Source organism: Streptomyces sp. NBC_01341 (genome assembly GCF_035946055.1).
Classification (GTDB): Bacteria; Actinomycetota; Actinomycetes; order Streptomycetales; family Streptomycetaceae; genus Streptomyces.
Window position 1 is genome coordinate 5,917,821 of the sequence record NZ_CP108364.1, and the last position, 17,162, is coordinate 5,934,982.

Below are 17,162 nucleotides of genomic sequence, written 5' to 3' on the forward strand. Positions count from 1 at the left end.
GCCGATCCGCCGAGGAGTCAATTCGTGGTCCGCGCCGCCGTACTGCCCGCCGTCGGTTCTCCCCTGGAGATCACCGACATCGAACTCCCGCAGCCCGGCCCCGGCCAGGTGAGCGTCAGGCTCACCGCCGCCGGGGTCTGCCACTCCGACCTGTCCCTGTCCAACGGCACCATGCGGCTGCCGGTCCCCGCCGTCCTCGGCCACGAGGGCGCCGGTACGGTGCTCGCCGTCGGCGAGGGTGTCACCCACGTCGCCACGGGCGACCCCGTGGTCCTCAACTGGGCGCCGTCCTGCGGGGTGTGCTTCCACTGCGGGATCGGCGAGGTCTGGCTCTGCGCCGACGCGCTGAAGGGCGCAGCCCGCGTCCACGCCCGTACGGCCGACGGGACCGAGCTGCACCCGGGGCTCAACGTCGCCGCGTTCGCCCAGGAGACCCTCGTCGCCGCGAACTGCGTGCTGCCCGCCCCGGACGGCATCCCGCTCGACGACGCCGCCCTGCTCGGCTGCGCCGTCCTGACCGGATACGGCGCGGTGCACCACTCCGCCCGGGTGCGCGAGGGCGAGAGCGTCGTCGTCTTCGGGATCGGCGGCGTGGGCCTCGCGGTCCTGCAGGCGGCCCGGATCGCGGGGGCGTCGAGGATCATCGCCGTCGACGTGTCACCGGAGAAGGAGGAACTGGCCCGCCGGGCCGGCGCCACCGACTACGTCGTCGCCTCCGACACCACCCCCCGTGCCGTACGCAAACTCACCGGCGGTCAGGGCGCGGACGTGGCCGTGGAATGCGTCGGGCGGCCCGCCACGATCCGGGGGGCCTGGGAGTCCACCCGCAGGGGCGGCCGGACCACGGTCGTCGGCATCGGCGGCAAGGACCAGACGGTGTCGTTCAACGCCCTGGAGATCTTCCACTGGGGCCGCTCGCTGACCGGCTGCGTCTACGGCGACAGCGTGCCCGAGCGCGATCTGCCGGTGCTGGCCGAGCACATCCGCGCGGGCCGTTTCGACCTCTCGATGATGGTCACCGAGCGGATCGCGCTCGAGGACATCCCGGCGGCCTTCGAGAACATGGTCGCGGGCAAGGGCGGACGCGCGCTGGTGGTCTTCTGACCGGATGTGAGGAACCGGACGTGAGGAGCCGGGGTGGCGCGTCGCCGCCCCGCCCTCGCGTCGCTCTCGGGAGCCACCCCTTCGGCCGTGCGTCGGGCCGCGACGATTCCCCCTGAGCGGCCGAGGTCCCGCACGGCCTCCGTCCTCAGGGTCGGTCCACCGCCGCGTGCTCGGCCTCGGCGGGCGGCTTGACCGCCACCTGCTCCGTCACCGCGGGCGGGTCCGCCACGACCGCCCGGCCGCCGGACGTGCCGCCCCGCCGCCCACGGGTCCGTGAGACCGCCACCCCGGCCAGGCACAGCAGCCCGCCCCCCACGGTGAGCAGCGCGGGAACCTCGTCGAGCAGGACCCACGACATCAGCACCACCAGGGCGGGTACCGCGTACGTCGTGGCGCCCATCCGCCCCGCGGTCGTCCTCGCCAGGGCGTACGCCCACGTCGTGAAGGCCAGGGCCGTAGGGAACACGCCGAGGTAGACCATGTTCAGGGTGGCCGACAGCGGGGCGTGGGCCGCCTCGGAGACGAGCACCCCGCTGAACGGCAGGCAGGCGGCCGTACCGATCAGGCAGCCGAACGTGGTGATCTGCAAGGGGGAACCGTGCCGCAGCGCGGGCTTCTGGATGACCACCCCGCCCGCGTACGACAGTGCGGCCAGCAGGCACAGGAGCACGCCCAGCACGGAGGAACCGCCGTGGCCCGACATCGACAGGCCGACGACGACGGCCCCCGCGAACGAGACGCCCATGCCGGTCAGGAGCCGGCGCGGCAGGCTCTCCCCGAAGAGCTTGGCGCCCAGCAGCGCCATCAGGATCGGCCCGATGTTCACGATCATGGCCGCCGTACCCGCGTCGACCTGCTGTTCACCCCAGTTGAGCACCATCATGTAGAGCCCGAACCACAGCAGCCCGGATCCGACGATGCCGGGCCACGCCGCCCGCGACGGCAGCCCCTCGCGGCGCAGCAGGAGGATCGCGCCGAGGGTCAGCGAGCCCGCGAGCAGCCGGCCCAGGGCCAGTGCGCCGGGGGAGTAGGCCTCGCCGGCGCTGCGGATGGAGACGAAGGCCGAGGCCCAGAGGAGCACGGTGGTGCAGGCTGCGGCCGGGGCGCGCCAGTCGCGTACCGGTGGGGAGGCCACAGGTGGTGGCGGTGTCGAGGTCATGACGACGACCGTAGGGCCGTCACGCTTCGGGGCCCACCGAATTGTCAGGGAGCGTCAATTGACGCCGCCTCGACTCCCCGGAGCGTGGACAGCGCTTGCCGCCCCGGGCGGGTCGCCCGCACCGCTCTCCCGGTCCCGACCCCGCTCGCACCATCCGGCGTCCAGCCGGGGCGCGATCGGGTCGTGCGTCGTACGGGCCATGCGTCAGGAACCGTTCGGTGGCGGCCGAACCGCACGGCCGGCCGCTGCCTGCTCGTACTGCAGTTCCAGGCCGTCCAGCAGAGCGCGCAACCCGGTCTCGAACGCGCCCTCGTCGACCTGCTGACGGCGGTCGGCCAGCAGGTGGGCCTGGCCGAGGTGGGGGTAGTCGGCGGGGTCGTACGCGGTCTCGTCGTCGACGAATCCGCGCGCGAAGGAGCCGAGGGCCGAGCCGGTGATGAAGTAGCGCATCAGCGCGCCGATGTAGGTGGCCTGCGAGGGCGGCCAGCCCGCCCGGACCATGGCGCCGAAGACCGCGTCGGCGACCCGCAGGCCGGCCGGGCGGCGGCCCGGGCCCTGGGCGAGCACCGGCACGATGTGCGGGTGCGCGGCGAGCGCCGCCCGGTAGGAGACGGCCCAGTCGTGCAGGGCGGCGGGCCAGTCGCGCGGGTCGGACTCCTCGAACATCGACAGGTCGACCTGTGCCGAGACGGCGTCGGCGACCGCGTCGAGGATCTCGTCCTTGTTCCGGAAGTGGTTGTAGAGCGAGGGCCCGCTGACCCCGAGTTCCGCGGCGAGGCGCCGGGTCGAGACCGCGCCCAGTCCCTCGGCGTCCACGAGCGCGCGCGCCGCCTCGACGATGCGGTCTCTGCTCAGGAGGGGCTTGCGCGGTCGGGCCATGCGGCACATAGTAGGGCCTGCGAATCAAAAACTAGCGGTGCTAATTTAAAGTGGGGTGTCGCAGGATGAACCTGGAGCTGAGCGAGGAGCAGGAAGCCGTCCGGCAGCTCGCCGAGGACTTCGTCGCACGGGAGATCACCCCGCATGTCGTCGAGTGGGACCGTGCCGAAAGTGTCGACAAATCGATCGTGAAGAAGCTTGGCGCCCTGGGCTTCCTGGGGCTGACCATTCCCGAGGAGTACGGCGGTTCCGGCGGCGACCACCTCGCGTACTGCCTGGTCACCGAAGAGCTCGGGCGCGGGGACTCCTCCGTGCGCGGCATCGTGTCCGTATCGCTCGGGCTCGTCGCCAAGACCATCGCGTCCTGGGGGAGCGAGGAGCAGAAGCGGCGGTGGCTGCCGCCCCTCACCGCGGGCGACGCCGTGGGCTGCTTCGGCCTCACCGAACCGGGCACGGGCTCCGACGCCGGCAACCTCACCACCCGTGCCGTGCGCGACGTAGGGGGCACCTCACGCTCGAGCGAGGCCGGGAGTGGGGGAGAGTACGTGCTCAACGGCACCAAGATGTTCATCACCAACGGCACCTGGGCCGACGTGGTCCTGCTCTTCGCCCGCACCGGCGACGCCCCGGGGCACCGGGGGATCTCCGCGTTCCTGGTGCCGGCCGACTCCCCGGGTCTGACCCGGCGTACGGTCCACGGCAAACTCGGGCTGCGCGGCCAGGCCACCGCCGAACTGGTCCTGGAGGACGTCCGCGTCCCCGCCTCGGCCATGTTGGGCCCCGAGGGGAAGGGCTTCTCCGTCGCCATGTCCGCCCTCGCCAAGGGGCGGATGTCCGTCGCGGCCGGCTGCGTCGGGATCGCCCAGGCCGCACTGGACGCGGCGGTGCGCTACGCGGGCGAACGCGAGCAGTTCGGCAAGCCCATCGCCAGCTACCAACTGGTCCAGGAGCTCATCAGCGACATCTCCGTGGACGTCGACGCCGCCCGGATGCTGACCTGGCGCGTGGCCGACCTCGTCGACCGGGGGCAGGACTTCGCCACCGCGGCGTCGACGGCCAAGCTCTTCGCCTCCGAAGCCGCGGTGCGCGCCGCCAACAACGCGCTCCAGGTCTTCGGCGGCTACGGCTACATCGACGAGTACCCCGTCGGCAAGCTCGTCAGGGACGCCCGCGTGATGACCCTGTACGAGGGCACCAGCCAGATCCAGAAGCTCATCATCGGCCGCGCCCTGACGGGCGTCTCCGCCTTCTGAGCGGTGCCGCGCCCGGGCCGGTCCCCCGGGGCCGGCCCCGTCTCCTTGAGTACTCACTGAGTACGCCGACGGATACCGGCGGCCGGCGGCGCGCCGGATGCTGTGGCACATGAGTGAGACAACATCGGTCAAGCAGCAGAACACCGCCGCCTTCTACGGCCAGGCCGTCCTCTCCTTCGGCGTGGCGATCGGGGCCGTGGCCCTCGGCATCTTCTTCCTCGACGCCGACGCCTGGGTGCGGGCCTTCCTCGCCATCGGCGTCCTCTATCTCGTCACCTCGTGCTTCACCCTCGCCAAGGTCATCAGGGACCGGCAGGAGGCGGGCCAGATCGTGAGCAGGGTCGACCAGGCCCGGCTGGAGAAGATCCTCGCCGAGCACGATCCCTTCCAGAAGCTCTGACGATCTCCGCCTCCGGCGGTCTAAGCGCTTGCTCAGGTTCGCGGTATGGTGTTCGTCCTGCCAGCGGAAAGGGGCACGTGGCGATGAGCACGGCGGAGGAGACCGACGGCGAGAACACGCCGTGGAGCGAGGTCACGCCCGAGGCGGCCAGGCGGCTGCTCGTCGCGGCCGTCGAGGCGTTCGCCGAACGTGGCTACCACGCGACCACCACCCGGGACATCGCCGGCCGTGCGGGGATGAGCCCGGCCGCTCTCTACATCCACTACAAGACGAAGGAAGAGCTGCTCCACCGGATCAGCCGGATCGGCCACGACCGGGCGCTGCTCCTCCTGGAGACGGCCGCCGGCAGCGGTGGCACCGCGTCCGAGCGGCTCGCCGACGCGGTGCGGTCCTTCGTCAGCTGGCACGCCGAGCGGCACACCACGGCGCGCGTGGTGCAGTACGAGCTGGAGGCCCTGGCCGAGGAGCACCGCACGGAGATCGTCGCCCTGCGCCGCAGGACCGACGCCGTGGTGCGCCGCATCATCGGCGAGGGCGTCGAGGCCGGCGAGTTCGACGTCCCCGACGTGCCGGGCACCACGCTGGCCGTGCTCTCTCTCTGCATCGACGTCGCGCGCTGGTTCAACGCGCAGGGCAGCCGGACCCCCGAGGAGGTCGGCACGCTCTACGCGGACCTCGTCCTGCGGATGGTGGGCGCCCAGAAGTGACGCCGGGCTCCCCCGGGGGCCCGGCGCCTCCCGCCGCTCAGAAGTAGTAGCGCGACACGGACTCCGCGACACAGGCGGGCTTGTCGCCGCCTTCGCGTTCGATGGTGACGAGGGCGGTCACCTGGACGCCGCCACCCGCCTCCTCGACGCTCTTGAGCACCGCCGTGGCGCGCAGCCGCGAACCGACGGGGACGGTCGAGGGGAAGCGGACCTTGTTGGTCCCGTAGTTGATGCCCATCTTCGCGCCGTCCACCTGCAGGATCTGCGGGACGAGGACCGGCAGCAGCGACAGCGTCAGGTAACCGTGCGCGATCGTCGTGCCGAAGGGGCCGGCCGCGGCGCGTTCAGGGTCCACGTGGATCCACTGGTGGTCACCCGTGGCCTCGGCGAACTGGTCGATCCGCTTCTGCTCGATCTCCAGCCAGTCGCTGTGACCGAGTTCCTGGCCCACTCCGTCCCGCAACTCCTGAGCGGACGTGAAGATCTTCGGCTCTGCCATGTTCCTGGTCCCTGCCTTCCGGCTGTCTGTCGTCATGTCCGGGCAATGTCTAAGCGCTTGCTCAGCATGGTTGGGCCGCGCTTCCGTGTCAACGACGAACCGGCCGGGTTCCGCAAGTGAGGGGCGGGCGGGGACACACGGCCACTAGCGTGGGAGGAGTGCCACAGATCCCGCAGACCTACCAAGAACTCACCGTCGGCCAGCTCTCCGCCCGGAGTGGTGCCGCGGTGTCCGCCCTGCACTTCTACGAGTCCAAGGGCCTGATCAGCAGCAGTCGCACCAGCGGCAACCAGCGCCGTTACACCAGGGACGCGCTGCGCCGGGTGGCGTTCGTCCGCGCGGCCCAGCGGGTGGGCATCCCGCTGGCCACCATCAGGGACGCGCTGGCCGAACTGCCCGAGGAGCGCACGCCGAACCGCGAGGACTGGGCGCGGCTCTCCCGGGCGTGGCGCTCGGAGCTCGACGAGCGCATCAAACAACTGGGGCGGCTGCGCGACCACCTCACCGACTGCATCGGCTGCGGATGCCTGTCGCTGGAGACCTGCGTGCTGTCCAACCCCGACGACGTGTTCGGCGACCGCCTGACCGGATCGCGTCTCATGCCGGAAAGGGGCACGGCGAAGCGCCCCTGAGCGCGCCGGGCTCCGTCCGGCGTGCGTGCGCGACGGCCCCGCGCGGGGCTGCCCGCGCGACCGCGCCCCGGGCGGCTGGTGTCTCGGGGAGGGCACTCAGGCCGCCGACGCCGCCAGGTCCCTGGACCGTACCCCCCGGGCCCTGGCCAGCGCGCCCGCCGTCAGGACCGGCCCGGGGACCACGATCCCGCACCGCGTGCAGACCGGACCGGCCCCGGGTTCGCGGTCCAGGTCCTGCCGCCAGACGATTCCGGTCCCGGTACAGACCGGACACGCCGTGCCGGGTTCGGAGCCGAGGGCCGAGATCAGCCTGCCCAGGACCTCGGCCAGGGGTGCGCTCGGGTGGACCTCCGGATCGCCGCAGTGCGCGATGCCGTATCCGCCCCAGGTCCTGCGGTGCCAGTCGTCGAAGGTGCCGGGCCTGCGCAGCCCGTCGTGCTTCTCACGGCGCCGCCGCTCGGCGAAGCCCGTCTCGTACACGAGCCAGACGGCCCGTGCCTCCTCCAGTTCCTCCAGCGCGTGGATCAGTCGCGCCGGGTCGGGGGCCCGGTCCTCGGGCCCGATCCCGTGCCGGGCGCACAGGTGATCCCAGGTCGCCCGGTGACCGTACGGGGCGAATCGCTCCAGGCATTTGCGCAGCGAATACCGCCGCAAAGCCAGATCGCCCCGCGGATCGCGGACCTGTCTCGCAAGACTCCGGAAACCGGCCATGGCACTGCCACCTCCGTCGCTCGTACTTCGGCGTCAAGGGATGGACGTACGACTGCCCGATTCGGCTCCATCGAAAGGTGAAATGCGTCCACGGATCGAGACGGACCGTGTGAGACCGTGCACAGCCGTGTGTCGATTCGGAAAAAGTGACTGATGTTCATCTTACCGACGGGGCGTACCGCCAGTAACCTCCGGCGCATCGGCCACCCGGAGGAGCACGCATGCCCCCACGCACCCGCACGCTCGGAGCCGCCGCAGTCGCGGCCGTTCTCGCTCTCGGAACGTCCCTGCTCGCCTCGGCTCCCGTCGCCGGAGCGGCACAACCGAAACCCCTCGCCGTCACCGACCACTGCGCGAACCAGTGCGCGGACATCCTGCCGCCCGGCGAGAACGGCAACGCGACCCTCGTCGAGATCCTCGGCAACAAGGCGTTCGGCACCCATCCCGCGCACAGCGACGACCAGCTCGACCGCTACAACGGTCTGGTCGCGGGCCACACCGGCCTCACCGACCAGAAACTGACCGACTTCTTCAACGACGCCTCCTTCGGTGTCGCCGCGAACCAGGTGGAATCCGTCATCTCGCCGCGCGAGGACGTCACCATCACCCGCGACAGGAAGAGCGGCGTGCCGCACATCAAGGGCACCACCCGCTACGGCACCGAGTTCGGCGCGGGGTTCGCCGCAGGGCAGGACCGGCTGTGGCTCATGGACCTCTTCCGGCACATCGGGCGCGGCGAGCTGACCTCGTTCGCCGGCGGAGCCCTGGCCAACCAGGGCCTCGAGCAGCAGTTCTGGCCGCAGGCCCCGTACACCGAAGCGGATCTCGAAGCCCAGGTCGAGCGCATCAGGACCACCGAGGGCGCGCTCGGCGAGCAGGCGATGGCCGACGCGCAGGCCTACGTCGACGGCATCAACGCCTACCGGGTCAAGTCGAAGAACGGCCGCTACTTCCCCGGTGAGTACGTCCTCACCGGCAAGATCGACTCGATCACGAACATCGGCGAGATCCAGCCGTTCAAGCTGACCGACCTGATCTCGATCGCCTCCGTCGTCGGAGGACAGTTCGGCGGGGGAGGGGGCGGCGAGGTCCAGGCAGCGCTCTCGCTGCTCGCCGCCCAGCAGAAGTACGGCGTCGAGGAGGGCACCCGGGTCTGGGAGTCCTTCCGCCAGCGCAACGACCCCGAGGCCGTCCTCACCGTGCACGACGGCACCTCGTTCCCGTACGCGGGCAAACCCGACAACGCCCGCGGCACCGCGCTGCCCGACCCGGGCTCCGTCACCCCCGAACCCCTCATCCACGACCGCACCGGATCGGCGGGCAGCAACCGGAAGGCACCCGTCGACGCGCCGGCCTCGCTGAAACCGCTGCAGGGCGTGTTCGACGACGGCGTGATACCCGAGGGGTCGCTCCCCGGATCCGGCGACGGTGCCCAGAAGCGGGGCATGTCCAACGCACTCCTGGTGTCCGGCAGACACACCGCGAGCGGCAACCCGATCGCCGTCATGGGCCCCCAGACCGGCTACTTCGCCCCGCAGCTGATGATGCTGCAGGAGCTCCAGGGGCCGGGCATCAGCGCCCGGGGCGTCTCCTTCGCCGGTGTCGGCATGTACATCCAGATGGGCCGGGGCCAGGACTACGCCTGGAGCGCCACCTCCGCCGCCCAGGACATCACCGACACCTACGCCGTCGAACTCTGCGAACCCGACGGCTCCACACCCACCAAGGACTCCACGCACTACCGCTTCCGGGGCTCCTGCGCGGCGATGGAGAAGCTCGAACGCAGCAACTCCTGGAAGCCCACCGTCGCCGACTCCACCGCCAAGGGCTCCTACCGGATGCAGGTGTGGCGCACCGACTACGGCATCGTCACCCACCGTGCCACGATCGGCGGCAAGCCCGTCGCCTACACCTCGCTGCGCACCACCTACCGCCACGAGGCCGACTCGATCATCGGCTTCCAGCTGCTCAACGACCCGGCCTACGTGACGGACGCGGCCTCCTTCCAGCAGGCGGCGAGTCACATCGACTACGCCTTCAACTGGTTCTACGCGGACTCGCGCACGGCGGCGTACTACAACAGCGGCATGAACCCGGTGCGCGCGACCGGCGTCGACGCCGCTCTGCCGGTCAAGGCCGAGCAGGCGTACGAGTGGCGGGGCTACGACCCGGCGGCCAACACCACCGACTACACCCCGTTCGCCGAACACCCGCAGTCCAGCGGCCAGGACTACTACATCTCGTGGAACAACCGGCAGGCCAAGGACTACTCCACGGCGGCGTTCGGATTCGGCGCCGTGCACCGGGGTGACCTCCTCGACGACCGGGTGTCCGCCCTGGTGGAGGCCGGCGGCGTGACCCGCGCCTCCCTCACCCGCGCCATGGCGGAAGCGGCACTCACCGACCTGCGCGGCGAACAGCTGCTGCCCGAGCTCCTGAAGGTCCTGCGTTCCCAGCCGGTCACCGACCCGGCGCTCAACACGGCGGTGCAGCAGCTGGACTCGTGGCGGGCCGCCGGCTCCCAGCGCAAGGAGACCGGCCCCGGATCGCACACGTACACGCACGCCGACGCGGTACGGATCATGGACGCCTGGTGGCCGAAGCTGGTCGAGGCGGAGTTCCGTCAGGGGCTCGGCGACGGCCTCTACACCGCGCTCACCGCGAGCCTGGCCACGGACGAGTCCCCGGCCGCGAGCCACGGCCCGAGCGGTGCGCACAGCGGTTCCGCGTTCCAGTACGGCTGGTGGGGCTTCGCGGACAAGGACCTGCGCCAGGTCCTCGGGCAGACCGTCAAGGGACCGCTGGCGAAGACGTACTGCGGTGGCGGCGACCTCGGCGCCTGCCGCACCGCGCTGCTCAGCACCCTGAAGGACGCGCTGGCCGTGCCCGCGACCACGGTCTACCCGGGGGACGACAGCTGCAAGGCCGGTGAGCAGTGGTGCACCGACTCGATCGTGCACCGTCCGCTGGGCGGGATCTCGCAGAAGTCGATCCACTGGCAGAACCGGCCGACCTATCAGCAGGTCGTGGAGTTCCCCTCCCACCGCTGAGGGGGCACCCGCAGCACCGGACAATATCTGACGCATCAACAGAACTGGTTCCCCGCACCGCTGTTCGCGGCGGTGCGGGGAACCTCGTTCGTGAGAGCGCCGGAATACCGCCGGGCGCCAGGGCTCTCCGGGCCGTACTATTGCGCAGTTCGATCAAGCTGCATCAAGGGGTGGGGACAACTTGAGAGTGAATCGGGTACGCGGTACGGCTGTGGCCGCCGCACTCGGAGTCGTCGCCGTTCTGGGGTTCCAGAACGTAGCGAGCGGCGCGGGCGCGGAAGACGCCCGGAACGAGAGCCGGCCGGCCGCCTACAGCGCCGCGGCGGACCACGACGGTCCGGTCAGGAGTGAGGTGCACAAGCTCGCCCTGAAGTCCTCAGGGCGTGGCGAGGCCGCCCTCTCACGGCGTACGACACAGCCGTTCGGCATGCTGGGCGTGTCCTGGCCCGACGCCGGTGCCGATGTGAACGGCACGATCGAAGCGAGGACCCGCAGCACGGAGACCGGTGAGTGGTCCGACTGGATCAACTTGGAGCCCTACCGGCCCGGTCTCGACGGCGAGCGGCCCTCCGAACGTGGCTCCACCGAGCCGGTCTGGGTCGGCCGCTCCGACGGTGCCGAGGTACGGGTCGGTGACGGCGCGGCCTCCGGCACCCTTCCGGCCGGGCTCCGGCTCGACATGATCGACCCGGTCGCCGGCGCGAGCTCGGCACGGGACGGTGACGCGGACGCCGCACCCGCTGCCCCCGCGGTCGACCCGGGCCCGCCGTCGACGGTTCCGCAGCCCCCGGTCGTCACCCGCGCCCAGTGGGGTGCCGACGAGTCGCTGAACGACGAGGGTCCGATCTACCTCGAGAAGGGCATCATCAAGGCCGTCTTCGTGCACCACACCACGGACGGGGCCTACAACTGCGCCGATTCCGCGGCCGTCGTGCGGGCCCTGCACGTGTACCACGTGAAGACGAACGGCTGGCGCGACCTCGGCTACAACTTCCTGGTCGACAAGTGCGGCACGATCTTCGAGGGACGTCAGGGCGGCATCGACCAGCCCGTCATGGGCGCGCACACCTACGGCTTCAACAGCGAGTCGACCAGTGTCGCGATCATCGGCGACTACACGGCAGCCGGCGCGTCGGCCGCCGCTCTCGAGGCGACCGCCCGGGTGGCCGCGTACAAGCTCGGGCAGTACGGCGGTGACCCGGCCGGCGACACCACGCTGGTGGCCGGGGCCACGCAGAAGAACTACGCCGGCAAGGACTTCGTCGCCGGGCAGTCGTACCCCTTCGGCCAGATCTCGGGTCACAGGGACGGATTCAACACCGAGTGCCCCGGCATGAAGCTCTACCCGCAGCTTCCCGCCATCCGCACTCTGGCCGCGGGACCCGTGCAGGCGCTCAAGGTCACATCGGTCGGCGGCGGGGCGTTCGCCGTCGACTCCGGCTACGAGACCCCCGGCCCCGTTTCGCTGAACTGGTCCACGGACACCCCCAGTTCGCTCATCCGCGGCTTTGAGCTCCTCGCCGACGGCCGGAGCGTGGCCACCGTCGCGGGCAGTGCCCGCTCCGCCTCCACGACGCTCGTCCCGGGTGCCCACAAGCTCGAGGTGAAGGCTGTTCACCAGTCGGGCAGGACCACGGTCACCGCAGCGGTGAACGTGAACGTCCCGACCCCGAAGAAGTTCGTACCCGTGACCCCCGAGCGGGTCATGGACACCCGTGCGGGCCTCGGCGTGCCGAAGGCGCCGGTCGGTGCGGACGGTGTGGTCACCCTTCAGGTGACGGGTGCCAACGGCATCCCGTCCACCGGCGTCGGCGCCGTCGTGCTGAACGTGACGGCGACGAACGTGACGGGGACGACGAGTTATGTGTCGGTCTATCCGGACGGCACGACGAGGACCAGCGCGTCGAACCTGAACCTGGTGAAGGGGCAGACCGCTCCGAACCTGGTGATCGTGCCCGTGGTGAACGGCAGGGTGAACTTCTACAACCGCTCGGGGACCCTGGACCTGATCGCCGACATCACCGGTTACTTCACCTCCGTCGGTGAGGGTTCCACGCACGTCAACCTGGGTCCGAAGCGTGTGATGGACACCCGTGCGGGTCTGGGGGTGCCGAAGGCGCCGGTCGGTGCGGACGGTGTCGTGACCCTGCAGGTCGCCGGTGTCGACGGTGTGCCGGCGGAGGGTGTCACGGCCGTCGTGCTGAACGTGACGGCGACGAACGTGACGGGGGCGACGAGTTATGTGTCGGTCTATCCGGACGGCACGGAACGCACGAGCGCGTCGAACCTGAACCTGGTGAAGGGGCAGACCGCTCCGAACCTGGTGATCGTGCCGGTCGTGAACGGCAGGGTGAACTTCTACAACCGTTCGGGGACCCTGGACCTGATCGCCGACATCACCGGCTACTTCGCCTCCGGCGACGGTGGCGCGTCGCACATCAACCTCGGTCCGAAGCGTGTGATGGACACCCGTGCGGGTCTGGGGGTGCCGAAGGCGCCGGTCGGTGCGGACGGTGTCGTGACCCTGCAGGTCGCCGGTGTCGACGGTGTGCCGGCGGAGGGTGTCACGGCGGTCGTGCTGAACGTGACGGCGACGAACGTGACGGGGGCGACGAGTTATGTGTCGGTCTATCCGGACGGCACGGAACGTACGAGTGCGTCGAACCTGAACCTCGTGAAGGGCGAGACGGCTGCGAATCTGGTGATCGTGCCCGTGGTGAACGGCAAGGTGAACTTCTACAACCGTTCGGGGACCCTGGACCTGATCGCGGACATCACCGGCTACTTCCGCAAGTGAGCTGAGACGGAGGCGGGGTGGTACGGGCCCGGCCCGTACCACCCCGCCTCCGCGTCCGTACGCCGCCCACTCACCTGTACAGCAGGTACTCCCGCCGCGTCTTCCGGAACGCGGCGAGGTCTGCGGCCCAGGCTCCCACCACCTCGTCGGTGTCCGCCCCCGCGTCGATCATCGTGCGGACCCGGGTGTTGCCCGAGAGCCGGTCGATGGCGTTGTCGGGCCGCCAGCCGAACCCGCTCCAGGTTTGCCTGGCCGTCACCAGCAGCGCGATCCCGGTGCGCACCGGGTCGAAGACCTCCCGGTCCTGGACGTGCACCTGCACCCCGCCCACCGTCTTCCCCTGGAACTTGGAGAACGTCGGCGTGAAGTAGGCCTCGCGGAACGCCACCCCGGGCAGCTCCAGCGCGTTCGCGGCGGCCGCCCAGCGGTGGTCGACGCCTTCCGCGCCCAGCAGCTCGAACGGCCGCGTCGTGCCCCGGCCCTCGGACAGGAGCGTGCCTTCGAACAGACACGTACCCGAGTAGACCAGCGCCGTCTCCGGGGTCGGCATGTTAGGGCTCGGCGGGACCCAGGGCAGACCCGTCGCGTCGAAGAAGTCGCCGCGCCGCCATCCCGACATCTTCACGACGTCCAGCTCCACGGGGCGGTCCGCCAGGAACTCGGAGTTGAAGAGCAGTGCCAGCTCCGCGACCGTCATGCCGTGCGCCTGGGAGATCTCCCGGCGGCCCACGAACGACGCGAAGGCCCGGTCGAGCACGGGACCCAGGGCGGCGCGGCCGGTGACCGGGTTCGGCCGGTCCAGCACGACGAACCGCTTGCCGGCGAGCGCCGCCGCCTCCATGCAGTCGTAGAGCGTCCAGATGTACGTGTAGAAGCGGGCCCCCGCGTCCTGGATGTCGAACACCACGGTGTCGACTCCCGAGGCCGTGAAGATGTCGGCGAGGGCCTGCCCGCTCTTCAGATACGTGTCGTAGACCGGGAGCCCGGTGGCGGGGTCGTCATAGCGTCCCTCGGAACCGCCGGCCTGCGCCGTCCCGCGGAAACCGTGCTCGGGTCCGAAGACCGCGGTCAGGTTCACGCGGTCGTCGGGGTGCATCACGTCGACGATGTGCCGGACGTCCGAGGTGATCCCGGTGGGGTTCGTGACGATGCCGACCTTCTCCCCGGCCAGCATCCGGTAGCCGTCGGCGGCGAGCCGGTCGAAGCCGGTCCGGACACCGCCGTGCCCGGCTCCGTGCCCCCGGCCCGCTGCCGCGGCCGTCCCTGGCCCGGCGGCGGTTGCCGCGAGGGCCCCGATCGCTCCGCCGGCGGCCAGCACACCACGCCTGGACAGGGTCATTCCACTACCTCCATGATCGCGACGACTGCCTTGGTCACGCACGCTAGCGCGCGTGTGGTCTACACGGAACGCCTTGGACTGGGCAGATTCCCAGTCCTGCCCCGGGCCCCTTCCCGGATCACATACCGACTGGTTAGTCTGCCGGGTAGGACGCACGGGAAAGGCGGGACCGATGAGTACGGTGCAGGGCGCTGGCGTAGTGGTGACCGGAGCCGGAGGCGGCATCGGAGCCGCCCTGGCCCGCAGATTCGCCGCGGAGGGCGCACGGGTCGTCGTCAACGACCTGAAGGCGGACCGGGTCGAAGCCCTCGCCGAGGAGATCGGCGGCACCGTCGTGGCCGGCGACGCGTCCACCGTCGTGGACGCCGCACGCGAAGCCCTCGGCGGCACGGTGGACGTCTACTGCGCCAACGCCGGTCTCGCCTCGGGAGGCGACGCCTTCGCCGAGGAGGACGTGTGGGCGGCGGCCTGGGACGTCAACGTGATGGCGCACGTCCGTGCGGCCAGGGCGCTCCTGCCGGAGTGGCTGGAGCGCGGCAGCGGCCGTTTCGTCTCCACCGCGTCGGCGGCGGGTCTGCTCACGATGATCGGGGCTGCTCCTTACAGCGTTTCCAAGCACGGTGCCGTCGCCTTCGCCGAGTGGCTCTCCCTGACCTACCGGCACCGCGGCATCAAGGTCCACACGATCTGCCCCCAGGGGGTGCGAACGGACATGCTCACGGCCGCCGGATCGGCGGGCGACCTCGTCCTCGCCCCCACCGCGATCGAACCGGAAGCGGTCGCCGGCGCGCTGTTCGAGGCGATGGAGCAGGACCGTTTCCTGGTGCTGCCGCACCCCGAGGTGGCCGGCTACTACCGCGCCCGCGCCAAGGACCCCGACCACTGGATCGGCAGCATGAACCACCTGCAGCGGAAGTGGGAGGAGGCCGGAGCATGACCGAGTCGATCTACGCGGCGAAGCCCTGGACGGCACTGCTCAGCGAGGCCCAGCTCGCTCCCGTGCACCCTGCCGAGACCGTGGTCCACGCCTTCCGGGCGGCCGTCGGGCGGGCCCCGGACCACACCGCGCTCGCCTACTTCGACGGACGCCTCAGCTATCGCGAGGCCGACGCGCTCTCGGACTCCGTGGCCGGACACCTGGCGGCCGAGGGGCTGGAGCGCGGCGACCGGGTGGCGATCATGCTGCAGAACACCCCGCACTTCGTGATCGCCCTGCTCGGTGCCTGGAAGGCCGGCGCGACCGTCGTCCCGCTCAACCCGATGTACAAGTCCGGCGAGGTCGGGCACGTGCTGAAGGACGCACAGGTCGGCGCACTGATCTGCTCCGACCGGGCCTGGGCGTCCTACCTGCGGGCCACGGCCGAGGCCGCCCCCGCCGTGCGCATCGCGGTCACCGCCTGCGAGCTCGACCTCCAGTCGGCCGACGACCCGCGCGTCCTGAACTTCGAGCGGATGCCCGCGCCGGGCCCGGACGACTGGGCCGACGACCTGCTGGACGTGGCACGCCGGGGCCTCGCCGCCCCCGCGGGCCGGGAACTCACCGCCGCGGACACCGCCCTGATCAGCTACACCTCCGGGACGAGCGGCACCCCCAAGGGCGCCATGAACTCCCAGGGCAACATCATGGTCAACGCGGAGCGGCAGCGCGCGGGCCACCCCATCGCCGAGGGCTCGGCCTACTTCGCCCTCGCGCCGCTCTTCCACATCACCGGCATGGTGTGCCAGCTCGCCGCCTGCATCGCGAACGCCGGCACCCTGGTCCTCGCCTACCGCTTCGAGGCGAGCGTCGTCCTGGAGGCCTTCGCCGAGCACCGTCCCGCCTACACCGTGGGTCCGTCGACCGCCTTCATGGCGCTCGCCGCGCATCCGGGCGTCACCCGGGAGCACTTCGCCTCGTTCCAGGTGATCTCCTCCGGCGGCGCACCGCTGCCGCCGGCGCTGGTCGAGAAGTTCCGCGAGGGCTTCGGCCCGTACATCCGCAACGGCTACGGGCTCACCGAGTGCACCGCACCCTGCGCCTCCGTACCGCCGGAGCACGAGGCGCCCGTCGACCCGGTGTCCGGAACCCTGTCGGTCGGCGTCCCGGGGCCCGACACGCTGGTACGGATCATCGATGAGAAGGGCGACGACGTCCCCTTCGGCGAGCAGGGCGAGATCGCCGTACGCGGTCCCCAGGTCGTGTCCGGCTACTGGAACCTGCCCGAGGCCACCGAGGCGTCCTTCCCCGGCGGGGAACTGCGCACCGGCGACATCGGCTTCATGGACTCCGCGGGCTGGCTGTACGTCGTCGACCGCAAGAAGGACATGATCAACGCCTCCGGCTTCAAGGTCTGGCCGCGTGAGGTCGAGGACGTCCTCTACACCCACCCGGCCGTGCGCGAGGCGGCCGTCGTGGGTGTCCCCGACGCCTACCGGGGCGAGACGGTCCGGGCCTACGTCAGCCTGCGCCCGGGAGCCGAGACGGACGCCGCCGAGCTCGGCGCGTACTGCAAGGAGCGGCTGGCCGCGTACAAGTACCCCCGCGAAGTGGAGATCCTGACGGAACTCCCCAAGACGGCGAGTGGGAAGATCCTGAGGCGGGAACTGCGTTCCCCCCGGTAGAGCGGTTCACGCGCGGTACGAGAGGGCAGGT

The 17,162-nt window shown here is 71.0% G+C and carries 14 protein-coding genes; 9 read left to right on the forward strand and 5 right to left on the reverse strand.

Annotation, left to right across the window (positions count from 1 at the left end; all coding sequences use genetic code 11):
• Positions 1 to 24 precede the first annotated feature (24 nt).
• Positions 25 to 1,104: a Zn-dependent alcohol dehydrogenase gene (locus tag OG206_RS26050; protein ID WP_327120187.1), complete on the forward strand. Its 1,080-nt coding sequence runs from the start codon at positions 25 to 27 to the stop codon at positions 1,102 to 1,104.
• A 145-nt stretch (positions 1,105 to 1,249) separates the two neighbouring features.
• Here OG206_RS26050 and OG206_RS26055 read toward each other — a convergent pair whose 3' ends face one another.
• Both OG206_RS26055 and OG206_RS26060 read right to left on the reverse strand, forming a co-directional pair.
• Complete coding sequence (locus OG206_RS26055) at positions 1,250 to 2,263, reverse strand: DMT family transporter (protein ID WP_327120189.1); 1,014 nt, start codon at positions 2,261 to 2,263, stop codon at positions 1,250 to 1,252.
• A 204-nt stretch (positions 2,264 to 2,467) separates the two neighbouring features.
• A complete protein-coding gene (locus tag OG206_RS26060; protein WP_327120191.1) occupies positions 2,468 to 3,142 on the reverse strand; it encodes a TetR/AcrR family transcriptional regulator in 675 nt (224 codons plus the stop codon).
• 65 nt (positions 3,143 to 3,207) lie between these two features.
• On the opposite strand from OG206_RS26060, the gene OG206_RS26065 reads away from it, so the two are divergent.
• The 3 genes from OG206_RS26065 to OG206_RS26075 all read left to right on the forward strand — a co-directional run bounded on the left by OG206_RS26065 (position 3,208) and on the right by OG206_RS26075 (position 5,502).
• Entirely contained in the window at positions 3,208 to 4,395 is a 1,188-nt protein-coding gene (locus OG206_RS26065; protein ID WP_327120193.1) for an acyl-CoA dehydrogenase family protein, read from the forward strand.
• A 109-nt stretch (positions 4,396 to 4,504) separates the two neighbouring features.
• Positions 4,505 to 4,795 (forward strand): YiaA/YiaB family inner membrane protein, encoded by a 291-nt coding sequence (locus OG206_RS26070; RefSeq protein ID WP_327120195.1) that lies wholly within the window; start codon positions 4,505 to 4,507, stop codon positions 4,793 to 4,795.
• 83 nt (positions 4,796 to 4,878) lie between these two features.
• Positions 4,879 to 5,502, forward strand: a complete 624-nt coding sequence (locus OG206_RS26075) for a TetR/AcrR family transcriptional regulator (protein ID WP_327120197.1) — start codon at positions 4,879 to 4,881, stop codon at positions 5,500 to 5,502.
• Between the two features lie 37 nt (positions 5,503 to 5,539).
• Here OG206_RS26075 and OG206_RS26080 read toward each other — a convergent pair whose 3' ends face one another.
• On the reverse strand, positions 5,540 to 6,001 hold the full coding sequence (locus OG206_RS26080; protein WP_327120199.1) for a MaoC family dehydratase: 462 nt from the start codon (positions 5,999 to 6,001) through the stop codon (positions 5,540 to 5,542).
• Positions 6,002 to 6,159: 158 nt separating this feature from the next.
• Between OG206_RS26080 and soxR the strand changes: the two genes are divergently transcribed.
• A complete protein-coding gene (soxR, locus tag OG206_RS26085; RefSeq protein ID WP_327120201.1) occupies positions 6,160 to 6,633 on the forward strand; it encodes a redox-sensitive transcriptional activator SoxR in 474 nt (157 codons plus the stop codon).
• Between the two features lie 96 nt (positions 6,634 to 6,729).
• Here soxR and OG206_RS26090 read toward each other — a convergent pair whose 3' ends face one another.
• Entirely contained in the window at positions 6,730 to 7,344 is a 615-nt protein-coding gene (locus OG206_RS26090; RefSeq protein WP_327120203.1) for a hypothetical protein, read from the reverse strand.
• A 221-nt stretch (positions 7,345 to 7,565) separates the two neighbouring features.
• Between OG206_RS26090 and OG206_RS26095 the strand changes: the two genes are divergently transcribed.
• Positions 7,566 to 10,394, forward strand: coding sequence for a penicillin acylase family protein (locus OG206_RS26095; protein WP_327120205.1), 2,829 nt, complete (start codon positions 7,566 to 7,568; stop codon positions 10,392 to 10,394).
• 187 nt (positions 10,395 to 10,581) lie between these two features.
• Positions 10,582 to 13,191 (forward strand): N-acetylmuramoyl-L-alanine amidase, encoded by a 2,610-nt coding sequence (locus OG206_RS26100; RefSeq protein WP_327120207.1) that lies wholly within the window; start codon positions 10,582 to 10,584, stop codon positions 13,189 to 13,191.
• 70 nt (positions 13,192 to 13,261) lie between these two features.
• On the opposite strand, the gene OG206_RS26105 is transcribed toward OG206_RS26100, so the two are convergent.
• A complete protein-coding gene (locus tag OG206_RS26105) occupies positions 13,262 to 14,530 on the reverse strand; it encodes an exo-beta-N-acetylmuramidase NamZ family protein (RefSeq protein ID WP_327120209.1) in 1,269 nt (422 codons plus the stop codon).
• 172 nt (positions 14,531 to 14,702) lie between these two features.
• Between OG206_RS26105 and OG206_RS26110 the strand changes: the two genes are divergently transcribed.
• Positions 14,703 to 15,467 carry an SDR family oxidoreductase gene (locus tag OG206_RS26110; protein ID WP_327120211.1) on the forward strand — a complete coding sequence of 255 codons (765 nt, stop codon included), beginning with the start codon at positions 14,703 to 14,705 and terminating at the stop codon, positions 15,465 to 15,467.
• Entirely contained in the window at positions 15,464 to 17,131 is a 1,668-nt protein-coding gene (locus OG206_RS26115; protein ID WP_327120213.1) for an AMP-binding protein, read from the forward strand. The genes OG206_RS26110 and OG206_RS26115 overlap by 4 nt, the downstream gene beginning before the upstream one ends.
• The last annotated feature ends 31 nt before the right edge of the window (positions 17,132 to 17,162 follow it).